The organism is Pseudomonas sp. TE6283 (assembly GCF_054060555.1).
Genome location: NZ_JBSSDH010000002.1, coordinates 380,976 through 398,723, shown reverse-complemented (window position 1 = coordinate 398,723; position 17,748 = coordinate 380,976). Strand labels below are relative to the sequence as shown.

9 protein-coding genes are annotated in these 17,748 nt (G+C 64.0%); 3 read left to right on the top strand and 6 right to left on the bottom strand.

Translation table 11 applies throughout. The features are described 5' to 3' along the window. Positions 1-58 precede the first annotated feature (58 nt). Complete coding sequence (locus ACVWZ5_RS05425) at positions 59-1,114, top strand: PA0069 family radical SAM protein (protein ID WP_062572358.1); 1,056 nt, start codon at positions 59-61, stop codon at positions 1,112-1,114. A gap of 47 nt (positions 1,115-1,161) precedes the next feature. Here ACVWZ5_RS05425 and ACVWZ5_RS05420 read toward each other — a convergent pair whose 3' ends face one another. The 6 genes from ACVWZ5_RS05420 to ACVWZ5_RS05395 form a co-directional block, all read right to left on the bottom strand. Beyond that, complete coding sequence (locus ACVWZ5_RS05420; RefSeq protein WP_336196304.1) at positions 1,162-7,881, bottom strand: S8 family serine peptidase; 6,720 nt, start codon at positions 7,879-7,881, stop codon at positions 1,162-1,164. Positions 7,882-8,525: 644 nt separating this feature from the next. After that, on the bottom strand, positions 8,526-8,912 hold the full coding sequence (locus tag ACVWZ5_RS05415) for a hypothetical protein (RefSeq protein WP_062572360.1): 387 nt from the start codon (positions 8,910-8,912) through the stop codon (positions 8,526-8,528). 170 nt (positions 8,913-9,082) lie between these two features. Next, complete coding sequence (locus ACVWZ5_RS05410; protein WP_457340455.1) at positions 9,083-9,613, bottom strand: hypothetical protein; 531 nt, start codon at positions 9,611-9,613, stop codon at positions 9,083-9,085. A gap of 90 nt (positions 9,614-9,703) precedes the next feature. Continuing rightward, entirely contained in the window at positions 9,704-11,119 is a 1,416-nt protein-coding gene (locus ACVWZ5_RS05405) for an HlyD family type I secretion periplasmic adaptor subunit (protein WP_062572362.1), read from the bottom strand. Positions 11,120-11,150: 31 nt separating this feature from the next. Continuing rightward, positions 11,151-13,277, bottom strand: a complete 2,127-nt coding sequence (locus ACVWZ5_RS05400) for a type I secretion system permease/ATPase (RefSeq protein WP_084940953.1) — start codon at positions 13,275-13,277, stop codon at positions 11,151-11,153. A 120-nt stretch (positions 13,278-13,397) separates the two neighbouring features. After that, complete coding sequence (locus ACVWZ5_RS05395) at positions 13,398-14,813, bottom strand: TolC family outer membrane protein (protein WP_081100188.1); 1,416 nt, start codon at positions 14,811-14,813, stop codon at positions 13,398-13,400. Positions 14,814-15,254: 441 nt separating this feature from the next. Here ACVWZ5_RS05395 and ACVWZ5_RS05390 point away from each other — a divergent pair, with 441 nt between their 5' ends. Next, positions 15,255-15,974, top strand: a complete 720-nt coding sequence (locus tag ACVWZ5_RS05390) for a carbonic anhydrase (protein WP_028688698.1) — start codon at positions 15,255-15,257, stop codon at positions 15,972-15,974. Positions 15,975-16,162: 188 nt separating this feature from the next. Further along, positions 16,163-17,698, top strand: a complete 1,536-nt coding sequence (locus ACVWZ5_RS05385) for a SulP family inorganic anion transporter (protein WP_189660275.1) — start codon at positions 16,163-16,165, stop codon at positions 17,696-17,698. Positions 17,699-17,748 lie beyond the last annotated feature (50 nt).

Genomic DNA, 17,748 nt, shown 5'->3' with positions numbered 1-17,748 from the left:
CTGGTTATCGATGACGACTCATTGTACTGTACAAAAACACAGTTAATGAGTTGTCGTCATGTCTGCTTCTCCCATCCGCGGCCGCGGCACCGCCAGCAACCCGCACAACCGTTTCGCCCCGAGTCGTGCGGTGGCCGAGGATGATGGGTGGTACCAAGAGGTGCCGATAACCCAGGGCACCGAGGTACGAATCGAGGTGGCGAAGACCATCATCGCGCGCAACACCTCACCCGACCTGCCTTTCGACCGTTCGATCAACCCCTATCGCGGTTGCGAGCATGGCTGCATCTACTGTTACGCCCGTCCCAGCCACGCCTATTGGGACCTCTCCCCCGGGCTGGACTTCGAAACCAAGCTGATCGCCAAGACCAACGCCGCCGAGGTGCTCGAGCAGCAACTGAGCAAGCCTGGCTATGTCTGCGCGCCGATCAACCTGGGGTCCAACACCGACCCTTATCAACCCATCGAGCGTGAACAACAGCTGACCCGGCGCCTGCTCGAAGTTCTGCTGCGCTACCGCCACCCAGTGACCATCGTCACCAAGGGCTCGCTGGTGCTGCGCGACCTGGACTTGCTGAGCGAGCTGGCCAGCCAGCGCCTGGCGCGGGTGATGATCAGCCTCACAACCCTGGACGATGAGCTCAAGCGCACCCTCGAACCACGTGCGGCCGCTCCAAAGGCGCGCCTGCGCGCAATTCGCGTGCTGCGTGAGGCCGGTGTGCCAGTGGGCGTGCTGTGTTCGCCGATGATCCCGATGATCAATGACAGCGAACTGGAGCACCTGCTGGAGGCGGCGCAGGAGGCCGGCGCGCAGAGCGCGGCGTACATGATGCTGCGCTTGCCGCTGGAGGTCGCACCGTTGTTCGAGCAGTGGCTGCACGATCACTACCCGCAGCGGGCCGCGCATGTGCTGAGCCTGATCCGCCAGAGCCGGGGGGGCGAGTTGTATGACAGCCGCTTCGGTGCGCGGATGCGCGGTGAAGGCGTGTTCGCCGAATTGCTGGCGCAGCGCTTTCGCAAGGCGGCCAGGCGGCTGGGGTTCGAAGGGCGGGAGGTGTTGGCGCTGGACTGCAGCGCATTCTGCCCGCCGGGCGGGCAGATGGCGTTGTTTTGATCAGGATGCCGTCACCTGGAGGCTCGCAAGCCTCCAGGTGCCAGGCGTTAGCGCCAGTTGGCGGCGAGGACCGGCTGCAAGGCTTGCGCCTGCGCCGCGTCGAAGCTGGTAGCAGCCGCGCCGGGCGGCGCGAACGCCGCCATGGCCTGGACCAGTTGCTCGACATTGCGGTCCGACAAGTGCTGACCGTTACCCGCAACGATGTCGCGGACCCGGGCTGGCGAGCTGGCATACCAGTCATGCAGGGTGACCTGCTGCGCACTGCCGATACGGCTGATCAGCAGGTCATCGCCCTGGTGCTGGAACCACAGCTGTTCGGGCAGTACGGGCTTGCCGAAGTTCAAGGTGCTCATGGAGCCCCGGAATGCAACCTCGGTATGACCTTCACCGACTTCCACATCGGCCATGCTGCCTTCGACCACGACGTTGTTGTGGCCTTTGCCCAGCTTGATCTTGGTGAACGACGATGACGTCTCGATGCGGTTGTCGCCATCGCCGACCACCAGCTTGCGGAATTCGCCTTTAATCGAGTTGCCGCCATTGCCCAGGGTGATCTCGGCGAACGAGCCCGAGCTTTCGACATGGTTGTCGCCATTACCGGCAACCAGTTTGTCGAGCCTGCCGTTGATGGTATTGCGGCCATCGCCCAGCGTGACGTCGGCGGATGAGCCGGTGGTTTCGATGAGGTTGTCGCCATTGCCGGCCACCAGCTTGTCGAGACTACCCTTGATGGTGTTGTGGCCGTTGCCCAGCGTGAGGTTGGTAGACGATCCTGTCGTTTCGATGAGGTTGTCACCATGACCGGCTACCAGCGTGCCGACCCCTCCCTTGACCGTGTTGTTACCATCACCCAGGGTTACCTCTGCCCGCGAGCCAGTGGCAAAGACCTGCTGGTCGTCCCTGCCCAGCAGGGTGGCTTTGGCCCCGCTGCCGAGCAGTGCCAGATGACGGCCGCCGTTGGCGGTGACCTTGGTGAACGAATTGCTTAGGTTCACCGCGTACTGGTCGTCGGCCAGGGTGACGCTGCTGAACATCGGCACGGTCATCACCGTCGGTTGGACCATCAGGTGCAGCACGGCACTAGTTTGGCTGCCGGCATTCACCTTGATGTCGAAGGTGCCGGCGAGACCGGCCTCAGGTATCCCTGCCAGCGACGCCTGAGCCGAGTCGAAGCTCATCCAGGCTGGCAGCGGCGAGCCATCGGCCAGGCTGACCTGGTAAACCGGTGCCTGGTCCTTGAGCGCCATGCCGAATAGCCCGCTCAAGGAGCCAGCGCTCCAGGCCTGACCGGCGACGATCAACTGATAGGCCTGCGCTGGTGAGGTGCTGGCCTGTGGCTTCGATGCCGGAGTGGCGTCGGAGGATGTGGGGTGTTTGAGGTAGTCGCTGGCATTGATGTCCGGCAGTGTCACCGGCTTGTGTTCGAACCGGTCGTTGTGGACTTCCTCCATGATCTGCTTGTGCCGGCGCCTTGCTTCTTCGACGATCGAGTCGACATCAGTGCTTGTGTGCAGGTCGACCGCAGGTCTGTCAGCGATTTCGATGGTCGCTGGCCGAATGTCGGGGATCTCGACAGGTCGGGTCGGCTTGAGCAATTCGTCCGTGCGGCGGTTGCTTTCCTCCATGATCTGCTCGTGCCGGCGCCTCGCTTCTTCCAAGATCGAGCCGATATCGGTGCTAGGGCGCAGGTCGACCGCAGTTCGGTCAGGGATTCTGATTTCCGGGATCTCGATGGGCGTTGGCCGGATGTCAGGGATCTCGACAGGCCGGGTCGGTACGCTCGGATGGTCATCGAAGCGCTTGCGCCAGTCGTCCGTGCTGCGATTGAGCAAGTCGGTCAGATCCGGGATCCGGTGATCCGGAATGCTGAAGTCCGGAATCCGGACATCGGGAATCTTGATGTCGGGACGCTCGACGATCGGCGTGAGCCGGTCGGGGATCTCGATGGGCTTGACCCGGTCCGGCAGCGACAGGTCGGTCCCCGGCAGGCGGGTCGGCGGCAGCGCGGGCTGGCCGGTTTCCATCGGCAGATGGGCGCTGGCGAAGATGAAGTCGCCGGCATCGAGCTGGGCCACTTCGATGGCGTCGAGGTAAGCCAGGTTGACCGGCTGATTCGCGCCGCGCAGCACGTTGGTGCTCAGTTCAACGCCATGGATCTGCGACAGGCCATTGATGGTGCCGCGGTTCTTCTGGACGATGCTCAGCTCTTCGAAACGGGTGACACCGACCTGGCTCAGGTCGATCTTGTCGATGCCATGACGGAAGCCGCGCAAGGCATTGTGGTAGTCACTGGCATTGAGCTGGTGGCTGATGATGAAGCGGTCCGAGGTGGCGCTGTCGTGGCTGTACACCTTGCCCGCCAGCGCGGCAACCAGTTGGCCGTCGGCGCCGCTGCTGAAGTTTACGCCCTGGCCACCGCCGTTGAGCACCATGGTGCCGGCAACGGTGCCGGTGTCCACGTTTGGTCGGCTGCTGTCGACATAGTTGGCCGGGGCGACGAAGCTGTCCTGGAACTGGAAGTTCGCCGCGCTGATGTTGCCCAGCGACTGCCCGCTCAGCAGGATGTGCTGGCCGTTGCCCAGGTCGACGCGGACATCCGCGCCCTGCTGCTGCAGGGTCAGGTCGGCGAAGGTCTTGCCAGTGAAACCGACCAGGTCGATGACCTCCCCTTTTGCCGCTTCGAAGTGGTGCACGGTGTCCTGGCCGCCCTCGCGGCGATGGACCACGAAGAAGTCCTTGCCGCTACCGCCGGTCAGGCTGTTGTTGCCTCGGCCACCGTCGAGCAGGGCATCGGCGTTGCCGGCCACCAGGGTGTCGTTGCCGTCACCGCTGATGAGGTTGTGCACGCCGTTCGGGTTGCGCAAGGTCAGCGCCGCGCCGCCGATGCTGGCCACGCCGGTGGCCAGGTTGACCTGGACATCGCCGCTGACCGCCGCGGCGTTGAGGGTGTTGCGCCCGCCTGCGGTGCCGTTGCCGGCGTCATCCAGCACGCTGCGGCTGGCGTGGCCCTGCACCGCCTTGAGGTACTCGTCGGTGTAGAAGTAGGTGTCGTCCGCGCCGGCCTTGCTGCCATACAGGCGCAGGGCCCAGTTGTTGAGGGTCACCGGTTGGCCGTTGCTGGCGTCCTTGACCTCGAGGGTCCAGGTGCCGGCCGAGCGTTCACCCCAGTCACGGGTGCTCATGAAGCTGTACTTGAAGGCCCCGGAGCGCGTGCTGCCCATGTCGGCGTCGCTGGCGCCGGCCATCCCCTGCGGCACCTTGCCGGTGCGGTCGAGCAGGATGCTGCGGGTGCCATCGGGCGAGACGAGGGTGACGGTCAGGTCGCCGAGGCGGCCGACGCTGGCGTCCAGGTCGATTTCCACGTGCTCGACGTTCAGCCCGGCGTCCATCTGCAGCGAGGTGCTCAGGCTGCCACCGCCGGCCAGGGTCTTGCCCAGGGCGCCGCTGTTGGCGCTGAACACGCTTTCGTCGGCGCCGGTGCTACGGGTCATCCAGCTTTCGGCCAGGCGCACTGCGGCGCGGGCGTCCACTTCGCCGAAGCCGTAGTCGTGGCTGGTGTGCATGCCGCCGCCGTTCCAGTTGCGCGCGCCGTTGTCGTCCCAGCGGGTGGCACTGTCGTTGACCCGGCGGGCCGACAGCGCAAGGATCTGCTGCACGTCGCGGTAGCCCAGGTTGGGGTTGGCTTCGAGCATCAGCGCGGCCACGCCGGAGACGATCGGCGCGGCGAAGCTGGTGCCTTGCATGCTCGTGTAGTCGTTGCCGAAGGTTGAGCCGCGCTCGGTCTCCACCAGGCGGCTGGTGGACAGCACGTTGCTGCCCGGGGCCGAGACCAGCAGGCTGGCACCAGGGTTGGAGAACGGCGTCGAGCCGATCTGCAGGGTCGACAGGTCGCCCTGGGCGTTGATCGCCCCGACCTCGATCGAGAAGCGGTTGTTGTTGGTCAGCGAGCCTTGGGCGCTGCCGCCGTGGGCGCGCTGGTTGCCGCCGGCGGTGACGATCACCGTGCCCAGGCCGCCGCGGCCGTTGTGCGCGGCATAGCGGGCGTTGGCCGCCAGGGCGCTGGCGGTGTCGATGGCACCGTTCTGCAGGTTGCTGATGGCGAAGTCGTTCTGGAAGCCCCAGCTGTGGTTGGCGACATCGTAGCTGACCATGTTGCCCAGGCCGGTAAGGTCATCGCCCTTGTTGGCCAGGTAGAAGCCACTGAGCTTGGCGTCATAGGCCACGCCCACGCCACCTTTGTCGTTGCGCCCGGCCACCATCACCCCGGCGACCATGGTCGCGTGGTTGGAGGCCAGCTCCGGCAGTACGCCTTTGTCGTGCTGGGTCTTGAGCCAGGCCTGGTCGACGTTGGCGGCCAGGTCCGGGTGCTGGATGTCGAAGATTTCCGGCGCCGTGGCGAACTCGCCACCGGGCTCGAACATGGCGATGCGCACGCCCTTGCCGGTGTAGTCCTGCCACACCGGCAGCACGTTGGTGTCGCTCAGATACCACTGCTGTGCGGCCAGCGGGTCGTTTGGCATGCCGGCGTCGAGCAGGGTCACGCTGGCGCGCATCGGCGCCGTCTGGCCGCTACCCAGGTCGACCACTGAGGCCGACTTGTTGCCCTGGGCGTCGACGATGCCGTACTTGAAACCCATCATGCCGGTGTAGCCGGCCAACGGGGTGAACAGCACATCACCCTGGGCGGTGAGGCTGACCGAGCCGCCAGTGGCATCGCCGATGTTGTCGATGCGCAGGCCACCCTGGCTGCCAAGCAGCAGGTCGTTGGCCAGCAAGCTGGAGGCGGCGATCAGGTGGCTGCGGTTGCGGTCAAAGCGCTGGCCGTCCTTGTCCTGGCGCAGCACGTCGGCCACTGGCATGGCATTGGGTTGCGACAGGTCCACGGCGGAAATGTCGGCGAAGTTGAGCTTGTGGATGTTGCGCAGTTGCACGGTACCGTCGCGCCCGGCCAGGTTGTCGGCCACCTGGTAGCCGTTGCTGGTGTGGGTGATGCGGTACTCGCCGTACTTGCCGTGCAGGCTGACCAGGTTAGTGCCGGCGCCGCCGTCGATCCGAGCGTTGCCGTGGCCGACCTCGATCACATCGTCACCGGCTCCACCGTGGATCACATCGTTGCCGCCACCGGCGTGGATGATGCTGCCCCCTGCCGAGGCGTAGATCAGGTCGCCGTTGGGCCCGGCGTAGATCACCGCCTTGCCGCTGCCCCCGATCAAGGTGTTGTGGCCGCTGCCGCCGACCAGCACGTCGTTGCCGGCGCCGCCGATCAGGGTGGCATTGCCCTCCCCGCCCTTGATGAACACACCGGCGCCACCGCCACTGCGGATCACGTCGTCGCCGCGACCGCCCTGGGCGATGGTCAGCCCAGCCTTGGCCATGTTCAGCTCGACGCCCTGGTCGCCGACGATCAGCGCTGTGTCGCGGCCGCCGTTGCCCTGGATGTTCTGTGGGTTGTCGCTGGCGCTGATGACGAAGACATCGTCGCCGGCACCCCCGACGTACGTATTGCTGCCGCCACCTCCGACCAGCCAGCTGCCGCTGGCGCTCGCGGTGAGGCGGTCGTCGCCGCTGCCGCCGTACAGGTTGTTCACCCCCAGCGCCGTGGCGTCCAGGTGTTCGCCTTGGGTGCTGGTGCTGCTGTAGGCCGTGGTCGTGGCGCCATCGCTGCTGGAGGTTACGCGCAGGCCATTGCTTTGGCGGGTGGTGCTGCTGCTCACCGGGTCGCCGAGGAAGTCCACCGCCAGCGCCTCGCGGGTGTTGCCGCCAATGACGAACGAACCCCGGGCCAGCACGCGGCTGCCATCGCGGCTCTCGCCAGGTGTACCGGCGGCGCGCACGTTGATCTGGGTGATGCCCAGCTCGGTCAGGGTCTTCAGTTCGCCGCGATCGACGCGGGCGTCATGGCTGGCGTCTACCCAGACGCGCAGCTGGTTCCAGATCGGGTCGCGGGCATCGATGATGCCATCACCATTGCCATCCTCGCTGGCCAGCGCGGCGAAGCCGTCCTTGAAGCGGGCCTCGCCCGCCGCGCCGTTCACCCCGGCCTTGCCCTTGTAGTACTCGGAGAACATCTGGCTGACGTCCTTGACCTGGCCGCTGCCGTCGTCGATCACCAGCATGCCGGTCTTGCGGTCGGCCCAGGCACTGCGCTTGAGCGTGCCGCTGTGGTCGGTGTCGAACAGCACGGCGTCGCTCAGGTCGGTCATGCGCACGCCTTCGCCGCCCAGGTCGAGCAGCAGTGGGTCGACGTAGGTGTTGCGGGTGGTCATGGCCGACAGGCCGTTGAGGGTCACCGCGTTGCGCAGGCTGAAATCGAAACCGCTGGTGCTCGGCTGGTCGAGGTAGAACTTCGACAGGTGGCTGTTGGGGCGGGCGTTCGGGTCCAGTTGCATTTCGCCAGGGCGGATGCCGCCCGAGGTCAGGCTGGCCATCTGCGTGGAGGCGAAGTCGGTCTTGTTGAGAATACCGCCGAGGGCGAACACGTTGTGGGTCGCGGCGTTCTGCACATAGCCGTTGCTCACGTCCTGGCGTGCCTGGTCTTCGCCCTGGATGTGCTGCTGTGGCTTGGGCGAGGCGTCGATGTGGATCTGGATCGACTGGTTGGTATCGGGCTGGACGGGAGTGTCGTCACCGGCACCGAACCACTGGAACATCTTGTAGGTGTTGTCCGCAGCGAAGCGCCTTAGCTCATTGGCATATTTCCATGCGGGAAGCATGTCCAATTCGGTGAAGCTGGAAATGTACCGACTGACCCCGGCGAGGTTCTGCATGACAGCGAGCCTGAGGTGCTTTGCGTAGGTTTCGCCTTGGCCCGGGATGGTCGAAACCTCGCGGTTGAGACCTCCCAGCAGAGGGGGGAAGGTATCGGCGATGGTGCCAGGCCATTGCCATGATTCGAGGCCAAACGCATCGACAGTCATATCCCGATCATCCTTCATGATGTCGTTGATCGGGGGGAAACCACCATTTTTTATGATACTGTCCGCAATATTCCAGGCGAGCTTATCGGAGCCTTTTTGAAATTCAGTGTCGGAAAGAGGTTTACCTTTACTTGCCGCCGCGAACTGCATTGACCCGCGGACCATCTGGTTTGGAAACTGACCATCATTCGAGTTGACGCTGATAGCTACATTCAACCACGTCTGAGCAGTAGTCAAATCGTCTAGCGCTTGAGCATCGTGAGTGATATTTTTTTGCGCAGTCACGACCTCGAGCATATAGCGATACATGTCGGGGTAGCGTTTGCTATCGCGCAGGCGTGTGAGTTCTGACAGCTGCTCAGCTGTCATGTTTATCATGTTCATCCTTTAACCTTAATTTGAGTGCGTACGAGAGGATTCTCGCAGATGAGTGAGTTTGCGCTGGCGCGCTCCCTGATCGGCGAAAAGAAGCCTAATCATGTTATGTGTGTTTTCTACTCCTGGGTTTTGATGAAAACTCTGTTCAGAAGCTTGAGCACCGCATCGTCCATTTGTTTAAAGTTTTTTATGTTTCGACTGTATTGATAGTTCACGTCGAGCCCCTTGTAAGTCCTATGGGCTACCCAGGTCTCCACGATGGCTGTCACGTAAAATTTTTCACCGTCGGACCCCGTCAAAAGATAGGTGGCATCGTCATCGCTGCCATATACCGTAATGCCAGGTTCCTCGCGTGTTGGCTTAAGTGTTACGAACGCGGCCATCAAATTGAAATATGGACCGGCCTCACGAATGCGGACTCTGATCTTTCGGTTACGCGGGGTTTGCTCAACGACTTCGCCCGTTGGGAAGTCCAATGTCATAAAAATTTGTGGCGATCCCATTCGTTCGAGTGTCCTGCACTCTTGATCACTCAGCTCAAGGTGCGCCAAGCGGGACGGCGCAGGACCCACGTTTGGCCTGCAGTCGGCGATAACAGTAAGGGGTAGACAAGCCGCCAGCAAAAAACAAACTGGATTTAGAATGCTGGGGCGGCGGTATGACTTGAGCCTAATCATTGTTCACCCTGGCGCCCGAGCATGTGCTCGAGCGCAGCCATTATGAGATTGTCAATTGTTGCAAAGTTCGTGAGTCGGCGGTCGTATTGATACTGGATCAACACCCCGCTATACATGCGCTTCGCAAGCCACGTATAGCCGCGTTCTTTGATAAAAATGCGCGCGCTATCACTACCCCTGAGCAGATAAAATTCTTCGCTCGAGTCTTTATAGACATCCAGGTCGCCGATGCTTCGGATGTAAGAGGCCCCGTCAAGCATGCGATCTAACCGATGCTTCGAGTCGACATGGTATAGAAGGAGGTGAATGGTCTCCCCCCGCCATGCCGAGTCAACGACTTTACCTTCCGGATAGCTGAGGCGCATCGGGATGATGGGCCCATCAATATACGAGATCGTACGGCATTCAGCCTCTGACAGATTCAACTCGTAGACGGCGTTGTTACGAGTGTCACGAAACGTACAGGCGATGCTGGCACTGGAAAACAGATACAAGAAAACTATTGGGATTAATCGAGCCGGCGTCATTGGAGTGATTCCTGGGTTGCCATATTCGGCGTGCTTGGATGTTTAATGGATGTGCTCGAATTCTGGATAAGCCAGCCCAGGTCTCAAGCGTTATCGTTCCCGCAAACTTTCTTGCGCATGCTGTTGCAACGGACTCAGGAAGTAATCGATCACCGTCCGCTTATCGGTCTTGATCTCGGCGCTCACCGCCATGCCCGGCGTCAGCGCCACGGCCTGGCCATTGACCTGCAGGTGGTCGCTGGCCAGGCGGATGCGGCTGCTGTACACCAACCCGCGGCGTTCGTCCTCGATGGCGTCGCGCGACACGCTCAGCACTTCGCCCTGTACCGTGCCGTAGCGGGTGTAGGTGAAGGTCTCGACCTTGACCGTGACTGCCTGCCCGACCTGGACGAAGCCGACGTCCTTGTTCTCCAGCAGTGCCTCGACCTCCACCGGCTGGTCACCGGGCACGATGACCATCAACGCCTGGGCCGGGGTGACCACGCCGCCGACGGTGTGCACCGCCAGCTGCTGGACGGTGCCGTCGACCGGGGCCAGCAGTTGCGTGCGGGCTTCCTGGTAGCGCGCCTTGGCCAGTTCCTGGCGCAGGCTGGCGACTTTCTGCCCGGCGGTCTGCTGCAGGTCGAGCAGGCTGCGCCGGGCCTGGGCCACCACGCCCTCGCGGCGGCGGCGGGCCTCGGACTGCGCGGCGGTCGACTGCAGCACGCTGGCTTGCTGCACCTGCAGCTGGCGCTCCAGGTCGAGGCGGGCCTGTTCCTTGTCGAGGTATTCGTGGCGGGCCACGTACTGCTGCTCCAGCAGGTTCTGGTAGTCCCGGGCCAGCTGCGTGGCGATCGGCAGGGTCTTGCGCAGGCTCGCCACCTGCACCTGTGCGGCCTGGATCTCGGCGCCGCGCTGCTGGATCTCGGCATCGACCTGGTCGAGGTTGTTGCGGTATTCCTGGTACTGCCCCTGCAGCCAGCGTTCGGCATCCTGCACCTGCAGCGCGTCGGCATGCTCGATGTCGCCTTGCAGCCCCTGCGGAGGCTGGCCGCTGGCGATGGCCTGGAGCATCGCGCTGCTGCGCGCCACGTCGATGCGCGCGGCCAGCAGTTCGCTTTCGCTGCGACGCACATCGGCGTCGGCGGTGGTCGGGTCGAGTTCGAGCAGTAACTCGCCAGCCTTGACCCGCTGGCCATCGCTGACGTGGATGGCCTTGACCACCGCCGTCTCGCTGGGCTGAACCAGCTTGGTGCGACCGCTCGGCACCACCTTGCCCGTGGCCACCGCGACCACGTCGATATGACCGAGGCAGGCCCACAGCAGGGCCAGGGCGGCAAAGCCCATGATGCTCCAGACAAACACCCGCGGCGCCGGGTGCGGTGGACGTTCCTGCAGGGCCAGGGCGGCGGGCAGGAACTCGATTTCGTGGGCGGCACGCGCAGGCGCGTCAAGCGCCTTGCGCTGGCGCCAGGCTTGCTGCCAGGCCTCGCGGTAGCGCTGCCAGAGGCTTGAATAGGCGGACATGGCCTCTCCTTGGTATGAGGTGGTGAGAGGATCAGCCCTGTTGCAGGCGGTGCAGCCTGGCGTAGTGCCCGGCCTGGTGCGCGAGCAGTTCGGCGTGGCTGCCTTGTTCGACGATCTGCCCACGGTCCACCACGACGATGCGGTTGGCATCGCGCACGGCGGACAGGCGATGGGCGATGATGATCACCGTGCGCCCCTGGCAGATCGAACGCATGTTCTGCTGAATGATGCGTTCGGACTCGTAGTCCAGCGCGCTGGTGGCCTCGTCGAAGATCAGGATGCGCGGGTCGCCGATCAGCGCCCGGGCAATGGCGATACGCTGGCGTTGCCCGCCCGAGAGCGAGGCGCCGTGTTCACCCACCATCGTGTCGTAGCCTTCGGCGAGCTCGAGGATGAAATCGTGTGCGCCGGCCAGGCGCGCGGCCTGCATGACGGTTTCCAGCGGGGTGCCGGGGTCGGCCAGGGCGATGTTCTCGCGGATGCTGCGGTTGAACAGCAGGTTGTCCTGCTGCACCACGCCGATCTGTCGGCGCAGCGAGGAGGCATCGGCCAGGGCGAGGTCCATGCCGTCGACCAGCACACGCCCACGTTCTGGCACATAGAGCCGCTGCAGCAGTCGGGTCAGGGTGCTCTTGCCGGAGCCGGAGCGCCCGACCACGCCGATCACCTCGCCAGGTTCAATGCACAGGTTGACCCCGCGCAGGATCTCCGAGCCGTCGGCACGGTAGCGGAAATGCACCTGGTCGAACTCGATGCGGCCTTGCAGGGGCGGCAAGGCGCTGCGTGCCGAACTGGCAAGCTCGGTGCGGGTGTTGAGGATGTCGCCAAGACGCTGCACTGACACACCGGTCTGCTGGAAGCTGGTCCACAGCTGGGCCAGGCGCATGATCGGCTGGGCCACGCGTCCGGCCAGCATGTTGAAGGCGATCAGCTCGCCGACCGTGAGCTGGCCGTCGATCACCAGGCGGGCGCCGAGCCAGAGGGTGGCGACGGTCACCAGCTTGCCGATCAGGCCGACGCTTTCGTTGGCCAGGGTCGACAAGGTCTGGGTCTTGAAGCCGGCGGCGACGTAGGCCGCCAGCTGGTTGTCCCAGCGCCGCAGGACCTGCGGCTCGACGGCCATCGACTTGAGGGTGTCGATGCCGTTGACCGTCTCGACCAGGAATGCCTGGTTCTCGGCGCCACGGTTGAAGCTGTCCTGCAGGCGCTGGCGTAGCAGCGGGGTAATCAACAGCGATACCAGCGCGTACAGCGGCAACGAAGCTACCACCACCAGGGTCAGCCAGCCGCTGTAGTAGAACATCACGGCGATGAACACTACCGAGAACAACACGTCCATCACCAGGGTGATGGCGTTGCCGGTGAGGAAGTTGCGGATGTTCTCCAGCTCGCGCACCCGCGCCACCGAGTCACCGACCCGGCGCGCCTGGAAGTAGGCCAGCGGCAGGTGGATCAGGTGGTGGAACAGGCGTGAGCCCAGTTCGACGTCGATGCGGCTGGCGGTGTGGGCGAAGACGAAACTGCGCAGCCCGCTCAGGGCGGATTCGAACAGCATGATGCCCAGCAGGCCGATGGCGATCACGTCCAGGGTGGTCAGGCCGTGGTGCACCAGCACCTTGTCCATCACCACCTGGAAGAACAGCGGCGTGAGCAGGGCGAAGATCTGCAGCACGAAGGACACCAGGGTCACTTCGCCGAGCAGCTTGCGATGCTTGACGATGGCCGGGATGAACCAGGTGAAGTCGAAGCGCGAGGATTCGCCGGGGGCCAGTGCTTCGCTGCGCACTAGCAGCAACTCGCCGCTCCAGCGTTGCTCGAGGGTGGCCAGGTCGATGACCTCGGGTCGCTCGGCACGCGGATCCTGGATCAGGACCTTGCCCTGGTCCAGGCGGGCGATGATGAAGAAGCCGCCCTCACGGTCGGCGGCAATCGCCGGCAGTGGCGTCTGCGCCAGGCGCTCTGCGCGGGTCTCGACGCGTTTGGCCTTGAGCCCGAGCTTGCGCGCAGCCAGCAGTATTTGCGGGGTGGCGAAGGCTTGCTGGCCATCGGTGAATTCGTGGGCCAGCTGTTCGCCAGAGGCTGCCACGTTGTGGAAACGGGCCAGCATCAGCAGGCAGATCAGTCCGGTGTCCGGGGTGCCTGTTTGGTGTTCACTCATAACGCGTCCATGCAGGCTGGTATGGCCTGGTAAAGCTACCTATTTCAATAGGTTAGCGGAGTTTGCAAAATTTTATAATCATTTTGCCACCATCAAATGATTGTTATTTCATTCGGTTGTTTAGCCGGCGACAGGCCGCCTGGCCTCTGGCGGCAGGAAGTCGCGGTCCGGGTCGTAGTCCCGGCTCAAGTAGTGGGACAGCTCAAGCAGGTCTTGGGGGGCCAGGCTGCCGGCGGCCTGCTTGAGCTTCAGCGAGTCGATGATGTAGTCGTAGCGGGCGTCGTTGTATTCGCGCACGGCTCGGTACAGCTGGCGTTCGGCATTGAGTACATCGGCGGTGTTGCGTGAGCCGAGTGCCCGGCCCACCTGGTTGGCCTTCAGCGAGGCCTGGCTGGAACGGATGCTTTGCTGGCGGGCCTGGACCTGTTCCACATCGGCGTTGACCGCCCGGTGCAGGTTGCGGGTCTGCAGCACCACTTCGCGACGGCGGTCTTCGTGTTCGTCTTCGCTCTGCGCCAGGCGTTCCCCTGCCTCACGGACCTGCGAGCTGGTCAATCCGCCTGCGTACAGTGGAATGTTCAGCTCCAGCCCCAAGGTGCCCTGGGCAATGTCGTCGCGGTAGCCGTTGCGGCCGAAGTCGGTCGGGTTGCTGTAGCCGAAACGGTCGTTGTCGCCCTTGCGATAGGAAGCGACGGCATCCAGGGTGGGAGCATGTCCGGCTTTGCGTTGGCGACTGGCCTGCACGGCGGCATCAACGGCGTGTCCGCTGGAGAGCAGGCTGAGGTTGCTCTGCACCGCTTGGTCTACCCAGGTGCTGGCATCGTTGGGCACTGGCGGCTGCACCGGCAGTTGGTGGGCGATGCCGGCGATCTGCGCATAGTCCTGGCGAGTGAGGCGATACAGGACTTCGAAGGCATCATCGACCTTGCGTTGCGCCAGTTGACGGTTGGCGCTGGCGTTGTCGTAGGCCGCCTGGGCATCGAGCACATCGGTGATGCTGGAGGCACCGTTGGCCAGACGTCCCTGGGCCTGTTCCTGCTGGCGCTTGAGCGCCTTGGCTTCGGCCTTGGCCGCGGCCAGCGCATCGAGCGCGCGCAGGGTATCGAAATAGGCTTCTGCGGTTTGCAGGATGAGCGACTGTTCCTTTGCAGCGAGGTCCAGGCCCGCTTGTGCCGTGCCGGCCTCGGCGGCCTTGAGGGCGTACCAGCGGTCCAGGCGCAGCAGCGGTTGGTTGAGGTTGGCCTGGTAGACCATGCCGCTGCGGGTACGGGTGAGCGCGGGCTCGTCGCGCTGCATGCGGGTGCTTTCGAAGGTGGCGCCGGCATTGAGGGTTGGCAGCAGCCCCGCCCGTGCTTGCGGTACGCGTTCGCTGAGGGCTTGGAACTCGTGGCGGGCGGCGCTCAGGCGCGCATCCTGTTCGACGGCGTGCTGATAGACCTGCAGCAGTTCGGCGCGTTGCGGCTCGGCAAGCAATGTCGTGCACATGCACAGGCTTGCCAGGAAGGTGGTGTGGATCAAGGGAGTGCGGCGGCGCATGACGGTCCGTGTCTGGCGGTGACGAAGGACGCGCATCCTATACTGGCTAAGTGCCTGCAAAAAATCGGAAGAGCGACATCAATGTTGTCAGAAAGCGCGTACTAGAGCGTTTTGTTGGCTTTCTGACGACATTCGCCACGCGTAGAGGCTGCTGTCACCCTGTGCGCTGCATCAGCGCAACTAAAACAACCCTGTAATTTCACTCATGATGCTTGGCATCTGATGCTTTTTTGCTATTATCCGATGCTCTCCCCGCCTATCCAGAACGCCCGTTCTAGAGCCTGCGCAATTAAGTTTCAGTTAAGTTTCCTACGCTAGCGTGAGTCATGAGTCAGCAGTGACTGTGATTATTTACCCGTGCGCGTCATCTAAATCCCCGCGTCACTCCAATCTTTCCCCGGTAACATGGCATTCACTTTCAAACCGTCAAGAGGATGAATCATGCCCGTCAAGGACCCATCCAAGGTTGTCCCGGCCGCACCCGCCGAAAGCGCCGATGCCGCCCTCAAGCATATCGTCGACGGCTTCCTGCGGTTCCACACCGAAGTCTTCCCCGAGCAGCAAGAGCTGTTCAAGAAACTGGCCACCGCGCAGAAGCCGCGCGCCATGTTCATCACCTGCGCCGACTCGCGCATCGTGCCTGAGCTGATTACCCAGAGCTCGCCGGGCGACCTGTTCGTCACCCGTAACGTCGGCAACGTCGTGCCGCCGTATGGCCAGATGAACGGCGGTGTGTCGAGCGCCATTGAATACGCGGTGCTGGCGCTGGGCGTGCACCACATCATCGTCTGCGGTCACTCCGACTGCGGCGCCATGCGCGCGGTGCTCAACCCACAGTCGCTGAGCAAGATGCCGACCGTTTCCGCCTGGTTGCGCCATGCCGAAGTGGCGCGGACCGTGATCGAGGACAACTGCTCCTGCGGCAGCGAGCACGAAAGCATGCAGCTGGTGACCAAGGAAAACGTCATCGCCCAGCTGCACCACCTGCGTACCCATCCGTCGGTCGCTTCGCGCCTGGCCGCCGGACAGCTGCACATCCATGGCTGGATCTACGACATCGAAACCAGCCAGATCGAAGCCTACGATGCCGCCAGCGATCGCTTCCTGCCGCTGACCGCTGGCGAGCCGATCCCCTCTGCCACACCGAGAGGCCGCTACTAAGCGACCCGAACACGCTGAACAAGCCTTGATTGCCGGCTGCACCCGACGGGTGCGGCGCGGCCTTCGCCTGCCTTGAATCTCCCTGAATGCCTTGCCGGCAGACCCGCTGGCGGCCCGCGCCTGCGCGTCATTCAGGGTTCCCCGTGCTAGCGGCCAGCGGAATGGCCGTGAATCGAGAAAGGAGCTACATGGTGAACATGACACAGATAAAGGCGGCCCTGCCGCGCGAGTTGCTGGCTTCGGTGGTGGTTTTCCTGGTCGCCCTGCCGTTGTGCATGGGCATTGCCATCGCCTCGGGCATGCCACCGGCCAAAGGACTGATCACCGGCATCATTGGCGGTATCGTGGTGGGCTTTCTCGCCGGCTCGCCATTGCAGGTCAGCGGCCCGGCGGCGGGATTGGCAGTGCTGGTGTTCGAACTGGTGCGCCAGCATGGCGTGGCGATGCTCGGGCCGATCCTGCTGCTGGCCGGCCTGCTGCAACTGCTGGCCGGGCGCCTGCGCCTGGGCTGTTGGTTCCGGGTCACGGCGCCGGCGGTGGTGTATGGCATGCTTGCCGGGATCGGCGTGCTGATCGTGCTGTCCCAGGTGCATGTGATGTTCGACACGGCGCCACAGCCCTCGGGCGTGGACAACCTGCTGGGCTTCCCGGCGACGCTGACTTCGGCCCTGCCGCTGGAAAGCGCGGGTAACGGCTGGCAGGCCGGCGCGCTCGGGCTGGGCACGATCGCCATCATGTGGGGCTGGGAGCGCCTGCGCCCGCAGCGGCTGCGCTTCATCCCCGGTGCCCTGCTTGGGGTGGCGGCGATGACGGCCGTCAGCCTGTGGCTGGCACTGCCGGTCAACCGTGTTCAGGTACCGGCCGATCTGTCCGAAGCCATCGACTGGTTGCGTCCGGATGACCTGCTCAAGTTGGCCGACCCGACCCTGCTGGTGGCGGCCTGCGCCCTGGCCTTCATCGCCAGCGCCGAAACCTTGCTGTCCGCCGCCGCCGTCGACCGTATGCACAGCGGCCAGCGTTCGGACTTCGACCGTGAGCTGTCGGCCCAGGGCGTCGGCAACATGCTCTGCGGGGTGCTTGGTGCGCTGCCGATGACCGGTGTGATCGTGCGCAGCTCGGCCAACGTCCAGGCCGGTGCGCAGACACGGGCCTCGGCGATCTTCCACGGTATCTGGCTGCTGGCCTTCGTGGTGGCGCTGAGTAGCGTGCTGCAGCAGATACCTGTGGCCAGCCTGGCCGGGGTGCTGGTCTATACCGGGGTCAAGCTGGTGGACTTCAAGGCGTTCCGCGGTTTGGGCCGCTACGGGCGAATGCCGATGTTCACCTATGCGGCGACGGCCCTTGCGATCATCTTCACTGACTTGTTGACCGGCGTATTGCTGGGCTTTGCCCTGACCTTGCTGAAGCTGGCGCTGAAGGCGGCGCGGTTGAAGATCAACCTGGTGGCATTGGGCACGCCGGGGCACATGGAACTGCGCCTGAGTGGGGCGGCGACCTTCCTCAAGGTGCCGGCGCTGACCCAGGTGCTGGACACGGTACCGGAAGGGACCACGTTGCATGTGCCGCTGGGCAACCTGAGCTATATCGACCATTCCTGCCTGGAACTGCTGGAGGACTGGGGGCGCAGCGGCGCGGCCAAGGGCTCGCGGCTGGTGCTGGAGCAGCGGCGTCTGAAGCGCCGGGTCGAGGGACGGTTGCGGACTACGGCGGGGGTTGGAGCCTAGTCTGATCTGAGGATCCCGGGGCCGCGCAGCGGCCCCGGCGATTTTGAATG